The sequence below is a fragment of the Carboxylicivirga linearis genome (genome assembly GCF_018271995.1).
Classification (GTDB): domain Bacteria; phylum Bacteroidota; class Bacteroidia; order Bacteroidales; family Marinilabiliaceae; genus Carboxylicivirga; species Carboxylicivirga linearis.
Genome location: NZ_JAGUCO010000006.1, coordinates 1 through 17,826 on the forward strand (window position 1 = coordinate 1; position 17,826 = coordinate 17,826).

Annotated in this window: 17 protein-coding genes and 1 tRNA gene; 6 read left to right on the forward strand and 12 right to left on the reverse strand. The window is 35.8% G+C overall.

Features of this window, described 5'->3' with window-relative positions:
• The first annotated feature begins 357 nt into the window (after positions 1 to 357).
• The 3 genes from KEM10_RS10220 to KEM10_RS10230 all read left to right on the forward strand — a co-directional run bounded on the left by KEM10_RS10220 (position 358) and on the right by KEM10_RS10230 (position 2,787).
• On the forward strand, positions 358 to 1,122 hold the full coding sequence (locus KEM10_RS10220; RefSeq protein WP_212215900.1) for an energy transducer TonB: 765 nt from the start codon (positions 358 to 360) through the stop codon (positions 1,120 to 1,122).
• 65 nt (positions 1,123 to 1,187) lie between these two features.
• Entirely contained in the window at positions 1,188 to 1,949 is a 762-nt protein-coding gene (locus tag KEM10_RS10225) for a LuxR C-terminal-related transcriptional regulator (protein ID WP_212215901.1), read from the forward strand.
• 133 nt (positions 1,950 to 2,082) lie between these two features.
• A complete protein-coding gene (locus KEM10_RS10230) occupies positions 2,083 to 2,787 on the forward strand; it encodes an energy transducer TonB (RefSeq protein ID WP_212215902.1) in 705 nt (234 codons plus the stop codon).
• A 137-nt stretch (positions 2,788 to 2,924) separates the two neighbouring features.
• Here KEM10_RS10230 and KEM10_RS10235 read toward each other — a convergent pair whose 3' ends face one another.
• Together KEM10_RS10235 and recO are read right to left on the reverse strand one after the other, a co-directional pair.
• Positions 2,925 to 4,067: a methionine aminotransferase gene (locus tag KEM10_RS10235; RefSeq protein WP_212215903.1), complete on the reverse strand. Its 1,143-nt coding sequence runs from the start codon at positions 4,065 to 4,067 to the stop codon at positions 2,925 to 2,927.
• A gap of 151 nt (positions 4,068 to 4,218) precedes the next feature.
• A complete protein-coding gene (recO, locus tag KEM10_RS10240) occupies positions 4,219 to 4,950 on the reverse strand; it encodes a DNA repair protein RecO (RefSeq protein ID WP_212215904.1) in 732 nt (243 codons plus the stop codon).
• A gap of 141 nt (positions 4,951 to 5,091) precedes the next feature.
• Between recO and KEM10_RS10245 the strand changes: the two genes are divergently transcribed.
• Entirely contained in the window at positions 5,092 to 6,462 is a 1,371-nt protein-coding gene (locus tag KEM10_RS10245) for an MFS transporter (RefSeq protein ID WP_212215905.1), read from the forward strand.
• 91 nt (positions 6,463 to 6,553) lie between these two features.
• A tRNA-Leu gene (locus KEM10_RS10250) sits at positions 6,554 to 6,637 on the forward strand.
• A 59-nt stretch (positions 6,638 to 6,696) separates the two neighbouring features.
• Here the strand turns inward: KEM10_RS10250 and KEM10_RS10255 are convergent.
• The 4 genes from KEM10_RS10255 to KEM10_RS10270 all read right to left on the reverse strand — a co-directional run bounded on the left by KEM10_RS10255 (position 6,697) and on the right by KEM10_RS10270 (position 11,524).
• Positions 6,697 to 7,914, reverse strand: a complete 1,218-nt coding sequence (locus KEM10_RS10255) for a hypothetical protein (protein WP_212215906.1) — start codon at positions 7,912 to 7,914, stop codon at positions 6,697 to 6,699.
• Between the two features lie 80 nt (positions 7,915 to 7,994).
• Positions 7,995 to 8,552 (reverse strand): hypothetical protein, encoded by a 558-nt coding sequence (locus KEM10_RS10260; RefSeq protein WP_212215907.1) that lies wholly within the window; start codon positions 8,550 to 8,552, stop codon positions 7,995 to 7,997.
• Positions 8,553 to 8,699: 147 nt separating this feature from the next.
• A complete protein-coding gene (locus tag KEM10_RS10265) occupies positions 8,700 to 11,000 on the reverse strand; it encodes a TonB-dependent receptor plug domain-containing protein (protein WP_212215908.1) in 2,301 nt (766 codons plus the stop codon).
• A 29-nt stretch (positions 11,001 to 11,029) separates the two neighbouring features.
• On the reverse strand, positions 11,030 to 11,524 hold the full coding sequence (locus tag KEM10_RS10270; protein ID WP_212215909.1) for a YfiR family protein: 495 nt from the start codon (positions 11,522 to 11,524) through the stop codon (positions 11,030 to 11,032).
• A 298-nt stretch (positions 11,525 to 11,822) separates the two neighbouring features.
• On the opposite strand from KEM10_RS10270, the gene KEM10_RS10275 reads away from it, so the two are divergent.
• Positions 11,823 to 12,221, forward strand: coding sequence for a hypothetical protein (locus tag KEM10_RS10275; RefSeq protein ID WP_212215910.1), 399 nt, complete (start codon positions 11,823 to 11,825; stop codon positions 12,219 to 12,221).
• Here the strand turns inward: KEM10_RS10275 and KEM10_RS10280 are convergent.
• The 6 genes from KEM10_RS10280 to nadB are packed head-to-tail and all read right to left on the reverse strand — an operon-like array spanning position 12,208 to position 17,771.
• Positions 12,208 to 12,420: a YwbE family protein gene (locus tag KEM10_RS10280; RefSeq protein WP_317196655.1), complete on the reverse strand. Its 213-nt coding sequence runs from the start codon at positions 12,418 to 12,420 to the stop codon at positions 12,208 to 12,210. The two genes, KEM10_RS10275 and KEM10_RS10280, sit on opposite strands and share 14 nt — an antisense overlap.
• Positions 12,410 to 12,934, reverse strand: a complete 525-nt coding sequence (locus KEM10_RS10285; protein ID WP_212215911.1) for a YkgJ family cysteine cluster protein — start codon at positions 12,932 to 12,934, stop codon at positions 12,410 to 12,412. The genes KEM10_RS10280 and KEM10_RS10285 overlap by 11 nt, the downstream gene beginning before the upstream one ends.
• A gap of 46 nt (positions 12,935 to 12,980) precedes the next feature.
• Positions 12,981 to 14,486, reverse strand: a complete 1,506-nt coding sequence (locus KEM10_RS10290) for a TlpA family protein disulfide reductase (protein ID WP_212215912.1) — start codon at positions 14,484 to 14,486, stop codon at positions 12,981 to 12,983.
• A 45-nt stretch (positions 14,487 to 14,531) separates the two neighbouring features.
• A complete protein-coding gene (locus tag KEM10_RS10295) occupies positions 14,532 to 15,275 on the reverse strand; it encodes a glycosyltransferase family 2 protein (RefSeq protein WP_244825749.1) in 744 nt (247 codons plus the stop codon).
• An 18-nt stretch (positions 15,276 to 15,293) separates the two neighbouring features.
• Positions 15,294 to 16,175: a hypothetical protein gene (locus tag KEM10_RS10300; protein ID WP_212215913.1), complete on the reverse strand. Its 882-nt coding sequence runs from the start codon at positions 16,173 to 16,175 to the stop codon at positions 15,294 to 15,296.
• A 24-nt stretch (positions 16,176 to 16,199) separates the two neighbouring features.
• The gene (nadB, locus tag KEM10_RS10305; RefSeq protein WP_212215914.1) at positions 16,200 to 17,771 is read right to left on the reverse strand and encodes an L-aspartate oxidase; all 1,572 of its coding nucleotides are present in this window, start codon (positions 17,769 to 17,771) and stop codon (positions 16,200 to 16,202) included.
• Positions 17,772 to 17,826 lie beyond the last annotated feature (55 nt).

Here is a 17,826-nt window from a genome sequence, read left to right on the forward strand (position 1 = left end):
AAGAGCATAAACATACCATTGAGTTGAATTATCCATAATACTAATTTATTGAAATATCTGAAATAACGGTTTAGCAAACTGCTATTCCCTGCCTGCTGCAGGCAGGTATCCGTTGAACTAAGGGATCATTAATTCGGCTGCAACAATAATTAATATAGTACAATATAAAAATTGCATGCCTATTAAGTCTGTCTTCATTTATGATTGTAATGGATAATCAGAATTAGTCTGTCAATAAGGCACTATTTCCTCAACACATTATACTCATAATTGAGTATCGACACCTCATCTACAATGAAGTAATTTTGTTAAAGTGTTTATCTCAGAATGCTGATTTTTACAACTAAACTAAGTGTCATGAAGAAGGTATTGATTGTGTTGTTGTTAGGATTCATGGCCATGGGAATTCATGCTCAGACTGATGAAAGGAGTAAGACAGATGACGGAATGATTCCTGCCCAATTCCAAACCAACAAAATGCAGTGGCTTGAAGAAGTGACTGCTCAACCCACTAGTCCCATTTGCTGTTTCTTGCAAAAAGAGATTGAATATCCCGAACAATGTGCCGAGATATATGAAGAAGGCGAAGTAGTAGTGCAATTTGTTATTGAAACAAACGGAGAAATAAGAGATATTGAAATAACCAATCCGGTATCAAGACTACTTGATAACCAAGTGGTATACTGCCTAAAAAAAACCAGTGGCAGCTGGGTACCAGCTATTCAGGACGGAATATCTGTTGAAACCACACATAAACTATGTGTAATATTTGATGTAGAAGGCAATACTCCTCTGGAAGAACTATCGGCCTCGCATTACCTAAGCGGTATTAAATACTTATTGGAAGCTGAAGAGATTGAGCAAGATGTTTTCCTTGCTGAAAACACCAGAAATAAAAAAGCAAGAAGACATTACAACAAAGCTTTAGCACACTTTAAAGAAGCCAATAAGTTACAAGCCGAAGAATCATCTATCTATTACTGGCAGTCAAGAGCATATGAACAAATGGGAGATATGTCGATGATGAAAGAAAAAATGGATGTATATGAGGAATTACTAAATCCCGATCCTGATATTATAGAAGAGTATGTTACCATCGGGTATAAAAACAACTCTAAATAGAAGCGGTTGTCTCTTGACATCACTCTTAACAGGCAGATAACTTTGCTGAAATAAAGCATTGGAATATGGAATCGTTATCTTTTGCCGACCTACTCTTTGCAATTAAAATACTCGACTCGCAAAGTATTAGAAGTGATGACAAACCGCAGATTGATTATATAGCCCTTCATTCTGAGAAAACACTTTTGGGCAATCAATTTTACCATATTGTAAGCTTCCCTCAGTTTAAGCTCGAATATGTCTCAGAAAACATTTCCAATCTTTTAGGTTTAGATCCCGCTCGAATTACGCTTAAACAATTGTATAGTCTTATCCATCCCCAGGATTTACCTCAGATATTACTGGCCTCAAAAAAACTAATAGAATTTTTATTTAGAAACTTTCAGTTGATTCAACCACATCAAATAATAGTCACATTTGATTACCGCATTAAAAATAAAGAGGGTCAGTACATAAGAATTCTAGCTCAAAATGGCATGATAAGTAAAAACATAAAAGAAAGATCGTGTAAAACCATTACACTACATTCCGATATCACCCATTATAAAACCAACCATAAAATAAAGTTTGATCTGATAAATTATGGCGATCCTATTAATTTTATTTTTCCTGATGAGGAACTAAATAATATGGATTTGTTTTTCACTCCACGCGAAAGAGAAATACTAACACTTTTAGTAACCGGTAAAAACAGTACCGAGATTGGTAAAGAACTATTTATAAGCAAACATACTGTTGATACACATCGCCGACATATGCTTAGCAAAACCCATTTATGCAATACGGCCGAATTAGTTGCCTTTGCCGTTAATAACCATCTGTTTTAATAAACGGCTGACTTCTGCCTTCATTCTGTTATTTAATCCACGTTCCATAATTATAAAAGGTATCGACAAGCGCATTAAATAGTTGTATATTTAATAGTGTGTTAGTTCAGAATTCTAATTTAAAACCGATGTCATGAAATATTTACTGGTGATACTTTGGTTTGGAATCATGACAATGGGACTTCAGGCTCAAAATGAAGAAAGGAGTAAGAAAAAAGAGGGAAGAGTTCCTGCACAATCTCAAACCAATAAAACTCATAAAATCAAGGAAGTAAAAGTACAACCAAAATTTTCAATTGGGTACTTTATGCTTAACGAAATTGAATACCCTAAAGAAAGTTTAGATCTACTGGATGAAGGTCAGGTTCTGGTCCAGTTTATAGTTCAGCCCAACGGTGAAATTCGGGATATTGAATTATTAAACTCCGTTTCAGAAAAGTTGGATGAACAGGTAATTAGTTGTTTGGAAAGAACGAGTGGAAAGTGGACTCCGGATGAAGAAAATGGAAAGCCCGTTGAATCTGTACGTAAAATGTTGGTAACATTCGATATTAAAAACAACGCACCCCTTAACCAGCGATCTATCAATCATTACACCAGGGGTATGAAGCATATTTATCAGGCAGAAATCTATGAAAAAGACAATGCTTTAAGTGAAAATAAAAGGATCAACAAATTAAACAGACAATATAAAAGAGCTTTATATCATTTTACTGAAGCAGGAAAATATCAAGCCGAAGAAAGCACCATCTATTACTGGCAATATTATGCAAATAAAAAACTGGGAGATGTTGAAAAGATGGAAGAAAACCTTCAGGCATTCAAATCAAGCCTGTAACACACTAACCTTTGATGATAAGCACCTATGTTGATTAAACAAATCATCTGAACTAACACATTTTACAATTAGCCAAATCAATTATAGGATACAAAAAGAAATTCACAGATTTAATTATAGAGTGCTTGGCTAATAATTTACAATTGCTTCAATCTATTGGCTGCCTCAATCAATATTTCATCGGGTTGCGCGTAATTAATACGTACTACCTGTCTCTTTGATTTCTCATGCATAAAAGCACTAATGGGCATTACAGCAACTCCTCTATCCTTAATTAATCGAATAGCGAAATCCTTGTCTGCCTCTTCCGATACTTCGGAAAAGTCAAACAACTGAAAGAAACTTCCCTGTGAAACAATGGGTTTAAACTTACTTGATTCCATTAAGTCAATAAAAAAAGCTCTACGATCCTGATAAAATTTACGCAATCCCTTATACTCTTCTTTTTCGCTTAAAAAATCGGCTAAAGCTAATTGAAAAGGTGAATTAACGCTTTGCACCATCACCTGATGTACTTTTCTGAATTCACGCATTATTTCTTCCGGGGCCAGACAATACCCTATTTGCCACCCTGTCACATGATAAGTCTCTCCAAACGAAGCAATGATAATACTTCGCTCTGCCAAAATAGGATATAAAGCTACACTTTGATGTGATTCTTCATCAAACACAATATGCTCAAATGTTTCTTCACTTAATATCACAATCTTGGTTCCATTAACCATACGTTGCAAACGAAGCATATCAATTTCTTTCATCACCCACCCCGTTGGATTATGCGGCGTGTTAATAATGATCATCCGGGTTTTTGAATTAATCATCATCTGCACCTGTTCCCAATCAATATGAAAATCGGGCTCTTTCATAGGCACATAAACAGGCTGAGCTCCATTCATTTGTATGGCAGGTACGCAATATTCGTTAGCTGGCTCAAAAACAATAACCTCATCTCCTTCTTTAACCAAAGCTGAAATAGCAGTAAACATAGCTTGCTGCACACCAGCAGTTATGGTTACTTCGGTCTGGGGTTGATAAGTACGGGAATATAATTCTTCCGTTTTGATAGCTAATTTTTTACGCAATGCCATCTCTCCCTGAAAAGGGGCTATTTGATTCAATCCTTCGCGAAGATGTTTTTCAACTAAACCAATTAATTTTGAATTACAATGAAAGCCGGTATAACCATCAGCCAGATTAATAGCATTGTATTCGCTGATTAATGGTGCTATAGTTGATGAAAAATTAGATTTCAGGTTTTGATATTTTGTACTTATGTGCATAATTGGGGTGCCGAGAATTATCTCTGTTTTATTTATTAACTAAATGTAACTAAACTGGAAATAAAAAGCGATGAGTTTGTGCTTTTTGAATCAGTTTTAATTACCAACGTAGGGAAATCTTTGACAAAAAACGCTGCAGGCCTTGTGATAACTACTCTTCACTATGAAACAACGCTTGCAGAACTTCAAAAGATTTAATGGTTCCCAATCCGTCTAAATGTAACTCGTAATAGCGAATTAGAACTTCCAATAACTGACTACGATAATCAGCACTCATCTTCAAATCAGATAGGTTTTCTATATCCAGATGATATAATTCCTCCCATTTTCTGCAAAGCGCATCTTTAATAAAATAACCATGTGATGGTTCGTACGAAACAAATCGCCCGTTTAATAAATCAAATACCTGGTCGTTTTCATCATCTGCTGCCGGACCAAAACCAAGAAACCGACTTAAATGAAACAGAAAAAAGAGATGGAAGTTATGCATCCCTTCACCCCCGGTGTCAAACACTTCAATACCATGATAAATAAAATTGAACAAATCTTCATTAGACTCCTCTTCTCGTAATACCTTAGCCATTATTTCGGTTAGAAAAAATGCGATGGCTCTTTTGGTCTGATCAAAAGGAATAGAAGATAAGGGATGTAGCAATTTAAATTCCTTTATACGCTGCAAGTCCGATTTGGGACGATGATATACCTGCATATCAATTAAGCTTAATGGCTGCAACAGAACTGTATTTCCTTTGTTTTTACTCGACCGAACACGATTTACCACATACGATTGCCGACCAAAAGCCTGGGTGTATACATTAACAATAATGCTACTCTCTTTGTACTTAATATGATTTAATACTATGCCTTTTGTACTTACTATCATCATTGCAAAAATAGAAGAAATAAACATTGCTTTTTTACTCTAATAACTTTCTTACTCTAACAACTGTCAAATATCAGTGTATGATTGATATAAAGTATCTATTTTAGCAGCCTTTATTTCGTTAATTTTAAATTTTAGTAGATGAAGAAGGAATTCTCAAAAGCATTCTGGGTTGCTAACACTGTTGAGTTGCTCGAGCGGGCAGCTTATTATGGGGTTTTTGTTGCAATGACCTTATATCTTTCTCGAATATTAGGTTTTAATGACATTGAGGCAGCATGGATTGCCGGACCATTTGGTGCTTTATTATACTTCTTACCCACATTTAGCGGAGCATACGCAGATAAAATTGGATTTAGAAAAGCATTAATGTTAGCCTTCTTACTGCTAACCATTGGTTATGCCGGTATGGGTATTCTACCTGCCATTTTTGAAAACGCCGGTTATGTATCATATGGAGAAACAACCACTTTCAAGGGACTGGAGTCATCTAATTATAAATATTTTATCATTCCCATCCTATTAGTTGTTGTAGTTGGTGGTTCATTTATAAAAAGCGTCATTACAGGTACCGTTTCAAAAGAAACAACCATATCAAATAGAGCACGTGGTTTCTCAATTTTTTATGCCATGGTCAACATTGGTGCTTTTTCAGGAAAATTAATTGTAAAGCCTCTAAGAGTATCCATGGGAGACGAAGGTTTATATATCCTTAACTTCTTTGCCGCAAGTATGACATTAATAGCTTTGGTCACAGTTTTTCTTTTTTATAAAAGTACACAGACCAAAGGTGAAGGGAAATCAATAAATGAAATATGGAGCGCATTGGCAAAGGTTTTTACAAATACTAGATTAATAACCCTAATCATAATTATTACAGGATTCTGGATGGTGCAAAGTCAATTGTACGCCACAATGCCTAAATATGTACTTCGAATGGCAGGAAATGATGCAGCTCCCTCTTGGTATGCAAATGTCAATCCTTTTGTTGTATTTACAACTGTTGCATTTATTACTGAACTTATGCGAAGGAAAACTGCATTGTTCTCGATGACAATCGGAATGTTTATAATGCCTGTATCAGCTCTTGCAATGGCATCCGGTAATTTATTTAATGGAAATGAGTTATTGGGTTTTCACCCTGTTTCATTTATGATGATTGTAGGCATTATTTTTCAAGGTCTTGCAGAAGCGTTTATCTCTCCTAGATTTCTGGAATATTTTTCGTTACAGGCACCTAAAGGCGAAGAAGGACTTTACCTTGGTTTTAGTCACCTTCATTCATTTATTGCACATCTTGTTGGATTTGGTTTATCAGGTTACTTATTAAGTAAATATTGTCCTGATCCAAAAATTTTATCTGATACAGAGAAGCTCACTGCATATGATCATGCTCATTATATCTGGTTTGTATTTGTTGGTATTGCCTCGGTTTCCGCTATTTCGTTGATTATCTATGGTAAAGTCACCAAATGGATTGACAGCAAAAAAGAAGCTCCTCAGATGGACTAAAAAATGAAAAACATTTTAAAGTTTTTGTTTGCAGATATGGAAACTTGAATTATCTTTGCAACCGCTAAAGCGAAAAGGTCTTTAGAATGTTGCCCAGGTGGCGGAATTGGTAGACGCGCTGGTCTCAAACACCAGTGATAGCAATATCGTGCCGGTTCGATCCCGGCCCTGGGTACAAAAGCAAAACCTGATAGTTGAACTATCAGGTTTTTTTGTTTTATAAATTAAGAACATCTATACCACGGTGACTCCGTCTGTTTGAAGAAGTGCAATTTTCTCAATCTTTTTAAATATCAACTTTGGATAGGCTCCCAATACATCTTGATTCCTTCGAAGATAGGAAACCCGCACCGGTGAATAATCTGTAAATGATTTTACATACTTCTTACTGAAAAGAGAGTTGGCAGATACAACTGATTCAAGGACGAACAACTCAATGCTTTTTTTCATCAGGGTAAGAAAAACAGCCTTATTATTATAGCTAAGGTTCTCAATGCTATCTAATATTTTCTTTCCTAACCAGAATGTTTTACTTGCATAATCATCAATAACTGATTCTTTAGCGGTAGCCGAAAAACAAGTTAACAGTCCTTGTGATGTATCATCCTGCACATCTTGTAAATCATCCAATATTTGAAGGTAAGCTCCATAATTATACAAAAACTCCTTTTGCTCTTTATTTAAGTCACCCAAAATCATGTAACCATCAGCCTGAACCGAACAACCTCCCTTTTCAACACATATTTCAAAGATCTCATCTTGGGTTAATTCTCCACTTTCAGAAAGCAAATCGGAGCTTTTTGTTTGAGCTTTATGGATAGCAAGTAAGCTTTCGTATACCTTTGGATATGATTCCCGTGGCCATTGCTTCTCTATCATTCCAACCAATTGAAAGATTTTATCTTCGTTGTGATTGGCCGGATCCACCAACTGATTATCCAAACGTTTATAAAACCGATGGGCAAAAGCTGCTTTTTCATCTTTTGAAATGTTAGCATCATCTACAAAATTATCGGTATAAGGATAAAGCATGCTATAGGCAAATACAGAAGGTGTCAATTTAATATCTTGCCCTAACAAATATTGAAGCCCGTTCATAATCCAAACATTACGACAGGCCTGAAATATTTCTTCCAACTCTAATTCAGCATCAAACTGACGTGCTTTTCTTACAAAATGCAAAGTAGTATCAACCATCTCATCCGATAAGATGATGTTCAGTTGTTCATCTGAATAATCCAGACATTCCTTTAGAAAATTTCTAATATGAGTAAATAATGGATGTGAGGATCCCATCTCACAATCAGACAAACACGCATTTATACTTCGTAAAAAAGCTTCAAATTGCTTTTCTTTTACTTTCTTTTGAAGAAGCGAATAGGCAGTATCTAATTTTGGAAAAACAGAAGAACTATTATTCCATAAGGTTTTAAAGTGGGTTAGGTATTCCATCAGCGATTAAGTTTATATCACTAAGATAGAACTTTATTTATTTTTAAAATGAGAATGCTTGTTGCATTTGTTTAGCCTCGTCAGCTATACTTCTTTATTAAGATATGAATGCTTTTACGTGTTCTAATTCTTTTTATTTCATCAACAAACCATATTTGTGCTTTTAACTGACATTCGCTAATAATAGCAAATAACTCCTGTACTTTCTGAATTTCATCTTCGCAATCGAATTGAGGGGTAGAATAATCTGATACTATTTTATGCCCTAATTCATTTCTTAATTCGCCTAAATGCTGTGCGGCAGCAAGTAACTCTGCCTTACTCTCAAATTCAATAGATTTTTCAATCTCCTTCAAACTTTCAGTAAAACCCACACGTGTCTCCATTTTCTTGGTAAACCTTATTGGATACAAAGAACCTCTGGTAATTAAATCACAATAACGTAATACAAAGGCCAGCACTTCTTCTGTTATCTGATAATAAATAAACAGTGATGTAATTCTGGCTTCTATGCTATCACTATTTTTTAAGGTTTGATTTGCTACACCTTCTAATTCATTAATTCCACGCATATAATTTTCAAACATATATACATCAGGATGTAGTAATTCATTAATTAAATCTTTTTCATAATCCATATTGTAAATATTAGAGGTGAAACACTCTTATAAATTAAGAAAATTCAACGTCGCTACAAAATAATATTCTCATAAGATGCTATACTGACATAAAATAAGAAGAGCCACCATTGCAATGGCAGCTCCCCAACTAATTAGTAAATGGAATTAAAAGGTAAGATTACAGCCAACCAAGTAGCTAATACCTGTTTTATCGGTAAATAAAAATTCCTGAGCTGTACTATTGGTTACGTTTCGTACATTCAAGTATGTATTTAACCATTTATTTACCTGATAAGATGTTTTTAAATTCATTGTTAGTTTGGGATCAATCTCAACCCACTGAAAATTTTGTCCCACAGAATAGAATGTTTTTTGCTTTGATAAGGCATAAAATGATGTATTGATATTCCATTTTTTACCAGGCTGATAGTTAATATAACCCCCTCCATAAAATTTAGGAGTATATTCATGTGTGAATGACAAATACGCTGGCGTATTATTCAAATCATATGCATCAGCACTCTCACCGGTTATACCTTCATAAAAAGAAGATTCAGTAACTTCAAAATTCTCCAACTTAGTATTCTGATACGTTGCAAAAACAGAAGCATTTAATTTTTCGTTATGCACATATTTCAAGCTTAAAGTTGCACCCAGCTGGTTTGCTTTTAAATCAATATTCTGCATACTTTCTGTAATTTCCACATCAGTTGCACCCGGGTCTCCTCCTTCGCCAAAATTCTTAGTCATTTGCGAGAAGTTATCCGACTGATTATAAAAAACCGACAAATCGGCTTGCAGTTTTTTACCTAACTTTTTACGCATACCTAACTCATACATGGTCATCTCCATGGGTAATAAATCCTTGTTCCCCAATCGATACATGGTCATTCCTCCTGATTGATCATCCTCTCCCATACCAGGCATATTAATGGTTTTATTCATATAGGTATTTAAAACAAAAGGACCAGAATTGGCTTTTGAAGCAACTGCTCTAAACAAAGTTGATTCATTTGCCTTAAATGAAGTTGAGAATTGATATGAAGTAAAGTCATCGTCCGTGGCAGTAAAATACCCCTTTACCATTGCCCCTGTTAGTCGTAGTTTCTCAAAAGCAGTATAATCCAACCGTAAACTTCCTTGTAGTGTACCTAAATCAACCAAACCATTTAACAATCCTTCATCAGAATCAGTATCTACATAATTTTCATCGGAATACAATGCATAATCAGCTTCAACACCAGGACGAATTGTTAAGTTTTTAATAGAGAAGTTATAGCCCATTTTGGCATCCATCTCAGTATAATCATACTCATATCCTGCCATCCCTTTTATAGCATTTAAATGTCCTGTTACCGCCGAAAAGTTGGCATCGAATTTACCCGAAGTCAGATTTAGGTTATTACTGAATGAATTGGATTCTCGCGTTGACAAAACTGAACCTAAATCCATGTATGAAGTTTGTGATGATGAGTTCTGATAAGATCCTATATAATGGATCTGTGTTTTATCTGATATTTGATAATCCACTCCCAGATTCAAACCTGCTTTATTCACACCCAACCAATAATCATCATTAAAGCCCGATGCCGAAAACATATCGTTCACACTTGCATTTATACTTCCTACCTCGCCACCAGAAACATAGGTATCGTTTTGCGGAATATAGTAAGTATCCTGAAAACGATCAGCTTGTTGATAATTGGCTGACAGATTTAAGCCAAGTTTTCCTTTTGAATACGAAATATTACCATATCCAATGACTGAATTATGCGAACCACCCTGCACATCGGCTCTCGCATGAAATCCTTCCTCGGTAGTCTTTTTCGTAATTAAATGAATAACTCCTGAAACAGCATTTGGACCATATAACGCTGTTGCCGGACCATAAATAATCTCTATCTTCTCAATATCCTGAATTGTAATAGGAAGATTTTCCCAAAAGGTAGCTCCCAAAAATCGGTTATACACAGGTCGATTATCAATCATCACTAATGTGGTTGAGTTAACCGAATTAGATACATCGGAACCCGGAGGTAAAAAATCGTTCCCTCGAATATGAACATCGTAATTACCGTTTGTTTTTTCACGAACTATAATGCCCGGAGCTAAGCGCAATGCTTCAGGAATATTTCGGGCACCTGAGTTTTCTAACTCTGTTGAACTTATCACCGTAGTCGCCAATGTTGATTCAAAAAGGTCCTCTTCTTTTTTTGAGGCTGTTGATTGTGATGGATTTAAAATCAACTGATACAATTCATCAACTGACGAAACTTTAAACCGTTTAACCAATTCAATAAGATCTTCGAATGGTATCTGTAATAAATCATCTTGCGTTAAATCTCGCATCTCATCAAGCGACATTTCGCTATAATTTAAAACCTTTGACTCTTCCTGCCCTTTTACAAAGTGGCTATTCACAATTACCAAAGTGGTAATGATCAATATATATTTAATCCTACTCATAATATCCTCTACTAAAAAAATGATGTGTTTTATTCTCTTACAATTCCCAGGTTTAGCAATGAACCTGACAGATGAAGTTGATGTGATTTTATGACAGTCGGAAATATCTCAAATTCAATTTTACTGCTATTATCAATAAAATTAATTCCTCCGCCTGTTAAACCATTCTTATCTGTTATTAACAAGGTTGGCTTTGATACCACCTGCTTTTTCACATCACCCAATTTTACACTTGACGATCTATCAAGGTAAAGAACATGATACAACTTCCCAGATAACTCATCAGCGTTAACATGAACTACTTTAATTGAGTTTCCGAACAATTGCTTCTTTTGAGCAATAGACTCCAACTCCTGGTGCATTTCCTTACTACCAATTACACCGATCACGAATTCTCCTGCCAAATTAGGCCACTCAATTCGTTGGGCAATGTTGTACATAAACAAGGCCTGAAACTTGTAATTCTGTGCTTCTGCTCCCCAAGCAATACAAAGCAACACAATTAGTGTGTACATTTTTTTCATAAACAGTCTTATTAAAATCCCCTTTAATTCCATGGTTATCTAAAAACCATATTTAACTGGTACAAAACTGCATACATCCGGTATGGGAAAGAAAATTATTCAATCAACAACAACATATCCTCTACCTGTTAGTTGATTGATAAACGAGAGTCGTTAGTTTATTAATGCCGGCCATTTGTTGATTTCAAAGCATGAAAGGAAACCTTTAACTAACCCTCTTAGTATAAACGATCTTTTCTTTTCAGAACCATTGGCATTATCTTTGCTTTTATGGCATCATTTACCTAATGATTGAGATATGAATAGAATAAAAAATTCCTTTTTTGATGTAAAGATGGGAACTGCCGGCGCATTTTTTTTGGGAGCTGTTGTATTTGCCGTCAATTATGGTCATGGTTGGCAATTGGCATTGGTGGCAGCATCGAAACAGGCATTCTATACTTTTTTTATTGGGGGTGTAATGACGAAGATGACTGAAAATCTTGCCGTAAAAATCAATAAACGAACTAAAGCACTTACAATGGCAGTATTGATTCCCACCTTGGTAACTTCAGCACTAACCTACGGCATGCACTCATTAAAAGGAACACCAGAACCTTTTATAAGCACCATTCCTACTTTTATTTTTGCTCCTCCCGGATTTTTTGGATGGGCCTTACGTAAACGCAGGCAGTTGGAGAAGCTTAATCCTCAATAATTTCCTGTACCCTTCCTACTTGCCCATCTTCTAAGCGCACTTTAATACCATGCGGGTGAAAAGCACTTTTTGTTAGAATATCTTTTACTATGCCTCGTGTAAGCTCACCCGTCCGCTGATCTTTCTTAAGAACAATATCCACTTCTAAGCCGGCACTAATATTTCTTCGTTCTTTTCCTGTCATTTCTTTATTTTTCAAGTAAACTCTTTAGTGGAACCAAATCCTTTTCGGAGTAGTTTAATTGCGGATTTTCCTCCAGATATTCCTTATTAATCAAATACAGTTTGCTATTGTAGGTATCTTGCTCAAAAATATTTTCATCATCGAAATACTCGTCATCCACATCGGTGAAATTCAGGTGACAAAACGATAATTCCCACTGATCGCCGGCCTCATTCATATTTACCAATGGAAATCCATGGGTACGACAAATAATTGGGCGAGCATTATAAATGGTACAGACATGATTCTTCAAATAAGCACAAGTACCTTTATTACCCTCTTGAATCTTCTGATTTAGCACCTCAGGATATTCCTTTTCTATCTGTTTTTTGATGGCCTCAAATTCAACGGGAAAAACATCAAAATCCAAACAACACAAATCGCATCCTTTTTTACAAACCATATGATTGCTATGCTCATCACTCAAATAATTCACATAGGAATCAATCTCATCCCGCAAAGTATAGTAAGAATTTAATTGCTCGCTCATCCCTCATCATTTTTTGCAAAGATAAGGCTAATCAAGCCTTATGCAATTAAATATTGAGTGCTTCATCAATTGCATCCAGCAGCACTTGATTATCTGATGGATGTGGAGCATTTGAATAAATCATCTCTCCATCAGTATTAATTAATATATAACGAGGTATACTATTAATATCCAATCTCTTGTTCAATTCAACCAAATCTTCTTCTTCCAGTATGTAATGCTCACCCTTAATCCCTTTTTCAGTTATGGTAGCTTTCCACGATTCCTCAGTACACTGCCAGCCAACATATACAAATACAACGTCTTTATCTTTCAGTGATTTTTTCATCCCTTTGGCATATTCCATCTCTGTCATACAAGGGCCACACCAGGGAGCCCAAAAGTCGATGTAAATAGCTTTGCCTTGATATTTGGTAACGATATCATTTATAAAATCACTGCCACTATTCAGAATATGCAAATGAGAATTATCCTCGGCCTGCAATTGCTCATATAGTTTTAATTCCTCATTATATTTAGTCTCTAGTTGAGCCTTTACGTTTTTATCAGCAATAAGATTGGGATCATAAACACCGTCAAGGTTGTTGAATTCATGATTCTCTAACTCACGATAGTACCTTTTGGCAATTAAAATATCCTTAAAAAAACCATCATATTGACTTTGATAGTTTTCAATATCAAATTTTATTTGCTCACTAATAATAACATCGCCAAAATACAAACTATCTTCCACTTCCTGTGGTATGCTAAGGGTGGTTTTTACATCCAACTCGTGCATTAAACCCCCAAACCAACCGGTTTTAAAATCACTGGATGATAAATTGGCCTCTTCTAAGAATGAAAAATATGATTCTGGTAATTCTGAAACGAATTGCTTCATGTCTTGCCCCGTTTTCATAGGATGTCTCCATATATATCGCATCCTTAACCAGTAATTATTTTGTGTGATATCTGTTTTGACCCAATCAACTAATTGCTTACTGTTAGGCTGAGATGATAAATAATTATTCAGTTTTGCAATGTCTTCTTTTAATTTTTGATTCATATAAGCTGAGTAATCTAAAGGGCCCAAGTTCCTAACAATACTGTCTGAAATATGATAAGCCTCGTTTATTGAATCTTCAAAAAACACATTGTAATTCTTAACCTCCTCAGCCAATTCACTTCCCTTGCCCGACACCTTATATAAATCATGCAGATCCTGAGTATTATTAATCACTTTCGTCCAGCATTTTCCATCAATATCTATAAACAGACTATCACCAGGCGAAACATAAAAACGAGTTCGACCAAAGTACTCCAATTCAATATCAATGGGTTGATTCAGCTCAAATGCAAACTTAAAAGAACCATCGTCTTTAATAATCTGGTACTCTACATTCTTCTCTGTAAACATATCGGGCACAAACAAAGTCATCATATTATGATTCTCCACTTGTTCGTAATCACTTACTTTCCCACTAACAATAACTTGATTAGAAGAAATACTTGTTTCATCAACGCAAGAAATAAGCAATAGAGCAGACAAAAACAGGATGCAAATATTTTTCATAAATTTAAGTTTTGTTAAACCTAAGAAAGTGAATTTATTTGAATCTTAAAAACGCTTATATACGATTACATATTTAAAAAAACGAAAAGCGATAGGAATGTGATGAAGTATCGTTGAACCTAAACCAAAATACCGGCGCATAATATCGAAACGCTCTTTCAGACCCGGAACTATATTTTGCTTGGTTAGCCCGCCATCCAAAAATCGAGATAAAACCAGATGAGTATTAACTACTGAATGGGCCTTTTTCAATGCAACCAAACACCACTCAAAGTCGGCCGAAAAGCGATATTTTGTATTGTATTTTTCCGCAATTTTGGTGGAAACCAGTATCGACTGATGACTTACCAGCATTCCTTTCTTAAAATCGGTATATTGTAGTTTTATTGGTGGTTGAAGGCGACGTTCTCCAATAACTTCACCCTGTGCATCAATCATAACCGTATCGCCATAATAAATATCAGCCAAATCATTATTAACGAATAAGTTTGACAAGGTTTCAGCATCGTAAATCTCATCCCCCGAGTTAATAAACCAAAGATAATCACCAGTAGCCAAATCAATACCTTTATTCATGGCATCATACAAACCATCATCCGGTTCACTAATCCATTTAGCAATTACCTTTTTATTGGCTTCGATAATATCATACGTTCCATCGCTTGATCCGCCATCAACAATTATATACTCAATATTCTGATAGCTTTGACAGGCAATACTATCAATGGTTTTTTGCAGCGTATCGGCTCCGTTATATACAATGGTAATAATGCTAACTAATGGCTTCAAAAGTATTGCTTTTAGGTATTAACTCTTTTTCTTGAAATAACTGAAAAGTTCTTTTACTATGTCCTCGCGATATTTGGTAACCAAACACGGATTGATATAAATATTGCCATGCCCTTTTTGCGCCATTTGTTGATGAAAAGCAACGTGTTCGCACAGAACCTGTACTTGTGGATCATTATTATCTAATGCCTGATAGCTACACCCTTTTACAGACTCATATTTATAGATGGCTAAGCCATTAAATCCCGATGCCACCGGAATAAGAGGATGATGTTTTTTAAGAAAATTCCATTTCGTTCTGTTTCCTTCAATGATATTCTCCGTCATTGGCCTTTCGTCACCCGATTCCCTTAACGCATAGGTATCATGAAATACTTTCTTACATCGCTTATATAAAAACTTAGTTCCGTTTGACACCAACGCATCCCATGATATATCCTGACCAAATGAATGAACAATACCTTCAAAACTGAAATGGTTAATATCCAGATCAATTACAATCATATAATCAAACTGTCGTTGCAAGCTATCGAGATAATCCATATACATATTTCTGAACCTCGACATTTTCTCTATTCGATGGCGGGAATAAAACGGATTAACACCATCTTTCTTCTTCACTGGTATAGTAACCTGCTTGGTGTCCTCTCCTAATATATGAACATCATTGGCTTGCGTTTTCCAATTTTCTAAAACCGCTTTGGTATCATCAATACTATCATTCTCAACCACCACAACGGCTGATTCATTGAATTGACTTCGGAGCCTTTCAATAATAGGAATGTTTACTGTTAACCGCTTCCCGCAATCTCGCACTATCGAACAAATTACAACAGAGGACTCACTCATTTTCTGTAAGCCCTGTTCTTTCATCTGCTCAATCTCACTTGTATATTCCATTACTGAATTACAATTTTTTAAAGTTTAATCCTCTAATTTATTCGGATAATCAATGGTATAATGAAGTCCCCGGCTTTCTTTACGTTTGCGCGCCATTTTTATGATCAGATAGCCAACATTGATTTTATTACGCAGATGGCAAATCTTTTCTGACACCTTAGAGTCTTGATACAATTTCTCCGTTTCGCGGTAGATAACTTCCAATCGATCGTAGGCACGATTTAAGCGAATATTGGAACGAACAATACCCACATATTTACTCATTATCTGCTGGACTTCTCTGTTGGACTGAGTAATCAGAATCATCTCCTCAGGATGGGATGTTCCTTCATCATTCCAATCCGGAATACGTCTGTTAATCTCTATATTCTTGATGGTTTCAATGGCATCTTTAGCTGCCGCATCGGAAAAGACTAAAGCTTCAATCAGCGAGTTACTTGCTAACCGGTTAGCTCCATGTAAACCTGTTGATGAACATTCGCCGGTTGCATACAATTGATTTATTGAACTCCGTCCGTTTAAGTCAACTTTGATTCCTCCACATAAGTAATGTGCTGCAGGCACAACCGGAATCATATCTTTGGTAATATCAATTCCCAAACTCATACACTTATTGTAGATGGTTGGAAAATGATTTCTGGTTTCCTCTGCTGACTTATGAGTAACGTCCAGAAAAACATACTCATCGCCAGAAAGCTTTAACTCATTATCAATAGCACGAGCTACAATATCACGAGGTGCCAGACATCCACGCTCATCATATTCCTCCATAAATTCCTGTCCATTCTGTCGGCGGAGAATACCTCCATAGCCTCTCATGGCTTCGGTAATTAGGAAGGATGGTCTTTCTGAAGGATTATAAAGCGAAGTTGGATGAAACTGAATAAATTCCATATTCTCAATAATCCCCTTGGCCCTGAATACCATCGCAATACCATCACCTGTAGCAATTAATGGATTAGTTGTAGTATGGTAAACACTACCTATTCCACCTGTAGCCATCATGGTTGTTTTGGCTAAGATAGTTTCAATTGCCCCGGTATTTTTATTCAGAACATAAGCTCCGTAACACTCAATATCACGCATCCAGGGCTCAGTTACCTTACCCATATGATGTTGTGTGATAATATCAACTGCAAAGTGATACTGTAACACATCAATAGATGGATGTGAATGTACTTCTTCAATTAATGCGCGTTGAATTTCTGCGCCGGTATTGTCTTTATGATGAAGTATTCGGTGTTCGGAGTGACCTCCTTCGCGATGTAAATCAAACTGGCCATCTTTCTTTTTATCAAAATCAGTACCCCACTGCAATAATTGCTTAATTTGCTCCGGAGCTTCCTTTACAACCTTTTTAACAGCCTCCACATTACACTCTCCGTCACCAGCAATTAAAGTGTCGTTAATATGTTTTTCAAAAGTATCGGGATCGTATGTTACGGAAGCAATTCCACCCTGTGCATATGCGGTATTGGTTTCTTTCAGTTCAGTTTTACTGACCACAGCAACTTTACCATAATCAGCCACCTTTAAGGCATAACTTAAACCGGCAATACCTGAGCCGATAACCAGAAAGTCGTATTCCCTTTTCATTATTTTCTAGGTTTCAAACCTTACAAAGGTATAAAAAGATTGGCCTTTATGGTCA

Coding starts and splice junctions, on each gene's coding strand:
- KEM10_RS10220 (WP_212215900.1), top strand. CDS start 358: ATGAAGAAGGTATTGATTGTGTTGTTGTTAGGATTCATGGCCATGGGA.
- KEM10_RS10225 (WP_212215901.1), top strand. CDS start 1,188: ATGGAATCGTTATCTTTTGCCGACCTACTCTTTGCAATTAAAATACTC.
- KEM10_RS10230 (WP_212215902.1), top strand. CDS start 2,083: ATGAAATATTTACTGGTGATACTTTGGTTTGGAATCATGACAATGGGA.
- KEM10_RS10235 (WP_212215903.1), bottom strand. CDS start 4,067: ATGCACATAAGTACAAAATATCAAAACCTGAAATCTAATTTTTCATCA.
- recO (WP_212215904.1), bottom strand. CDS start 4,950: ATGATAGTAAGTACAAAAGGCATAGTATTAAATCATATTAAGTACAAA.
- KEM10_RS10245 (WP_212215905.1), top strand. CDS start 5,092: ATGAAGAAGGAATTCTCAAAAGCATTCTGGGTTGCTAACACTGTTGAG.
- KEM10_RS10255 (WP_212215906.1), bottom strand. CDS start 7,914: ATGGAATACCTAACCCACTTTAAAACCTTATGGAATAATAGTTCTTCT.
- KEM10_RS10260 (WP_212215907.1), bottom strand. CDS start 8,552: ATGGATTATGAAAAAGATTTAATTAATGAATTACTACATCCTGATGTA.
- KEM10_RS10265 (WP_212215908.1), bottom strand. CDS start 11,000: ATGAGTAGGATTAAATATATATTGATCATTACCACTTTGGTAATTGTG.
- KEM10_RS10270 (WP_212215909.1), bottom strand. CDS start 11,524: ATGAAAAAAATGTACACACTAATTGTGTTGCTTTGTATTGCTTGGGGA.
- KEM10_RS10275 (WP_212215910.1), top strand. CDS start 11,823: ATGAATAGAATAAAAAATTCCTTTTTTGATGTAAAGATGGGAACTGCC.
- KEM10_RS10285 (WP_212215911.1), bottom strand. CDS start 12,934: ATGAGCGAGCAATTAAATTCTTACTATACTTTGCGGGATGAGATTGAT.
- KEM10_RS10290 (WP_212215912.1), bottom strand. CDS start 14,486: ATGAAAAATATTTGCATCCTGTTTTTGTCTGCTCTATTGCTTATTTCT.
- KEM10_RS10300 (WP_212215913.1), bottom strand. CDS start 16,175: ATGGAATATACAAGTGAGATTGAGCAGATGAAAGAACAGGGCTTACAG.
- nadB (WP_212215914.1), bottom strand. CDS start 17,771: ATGAAAAGGGAATACGACTTTCTGGTTATCGGCTCAGGTATTGCCGGT.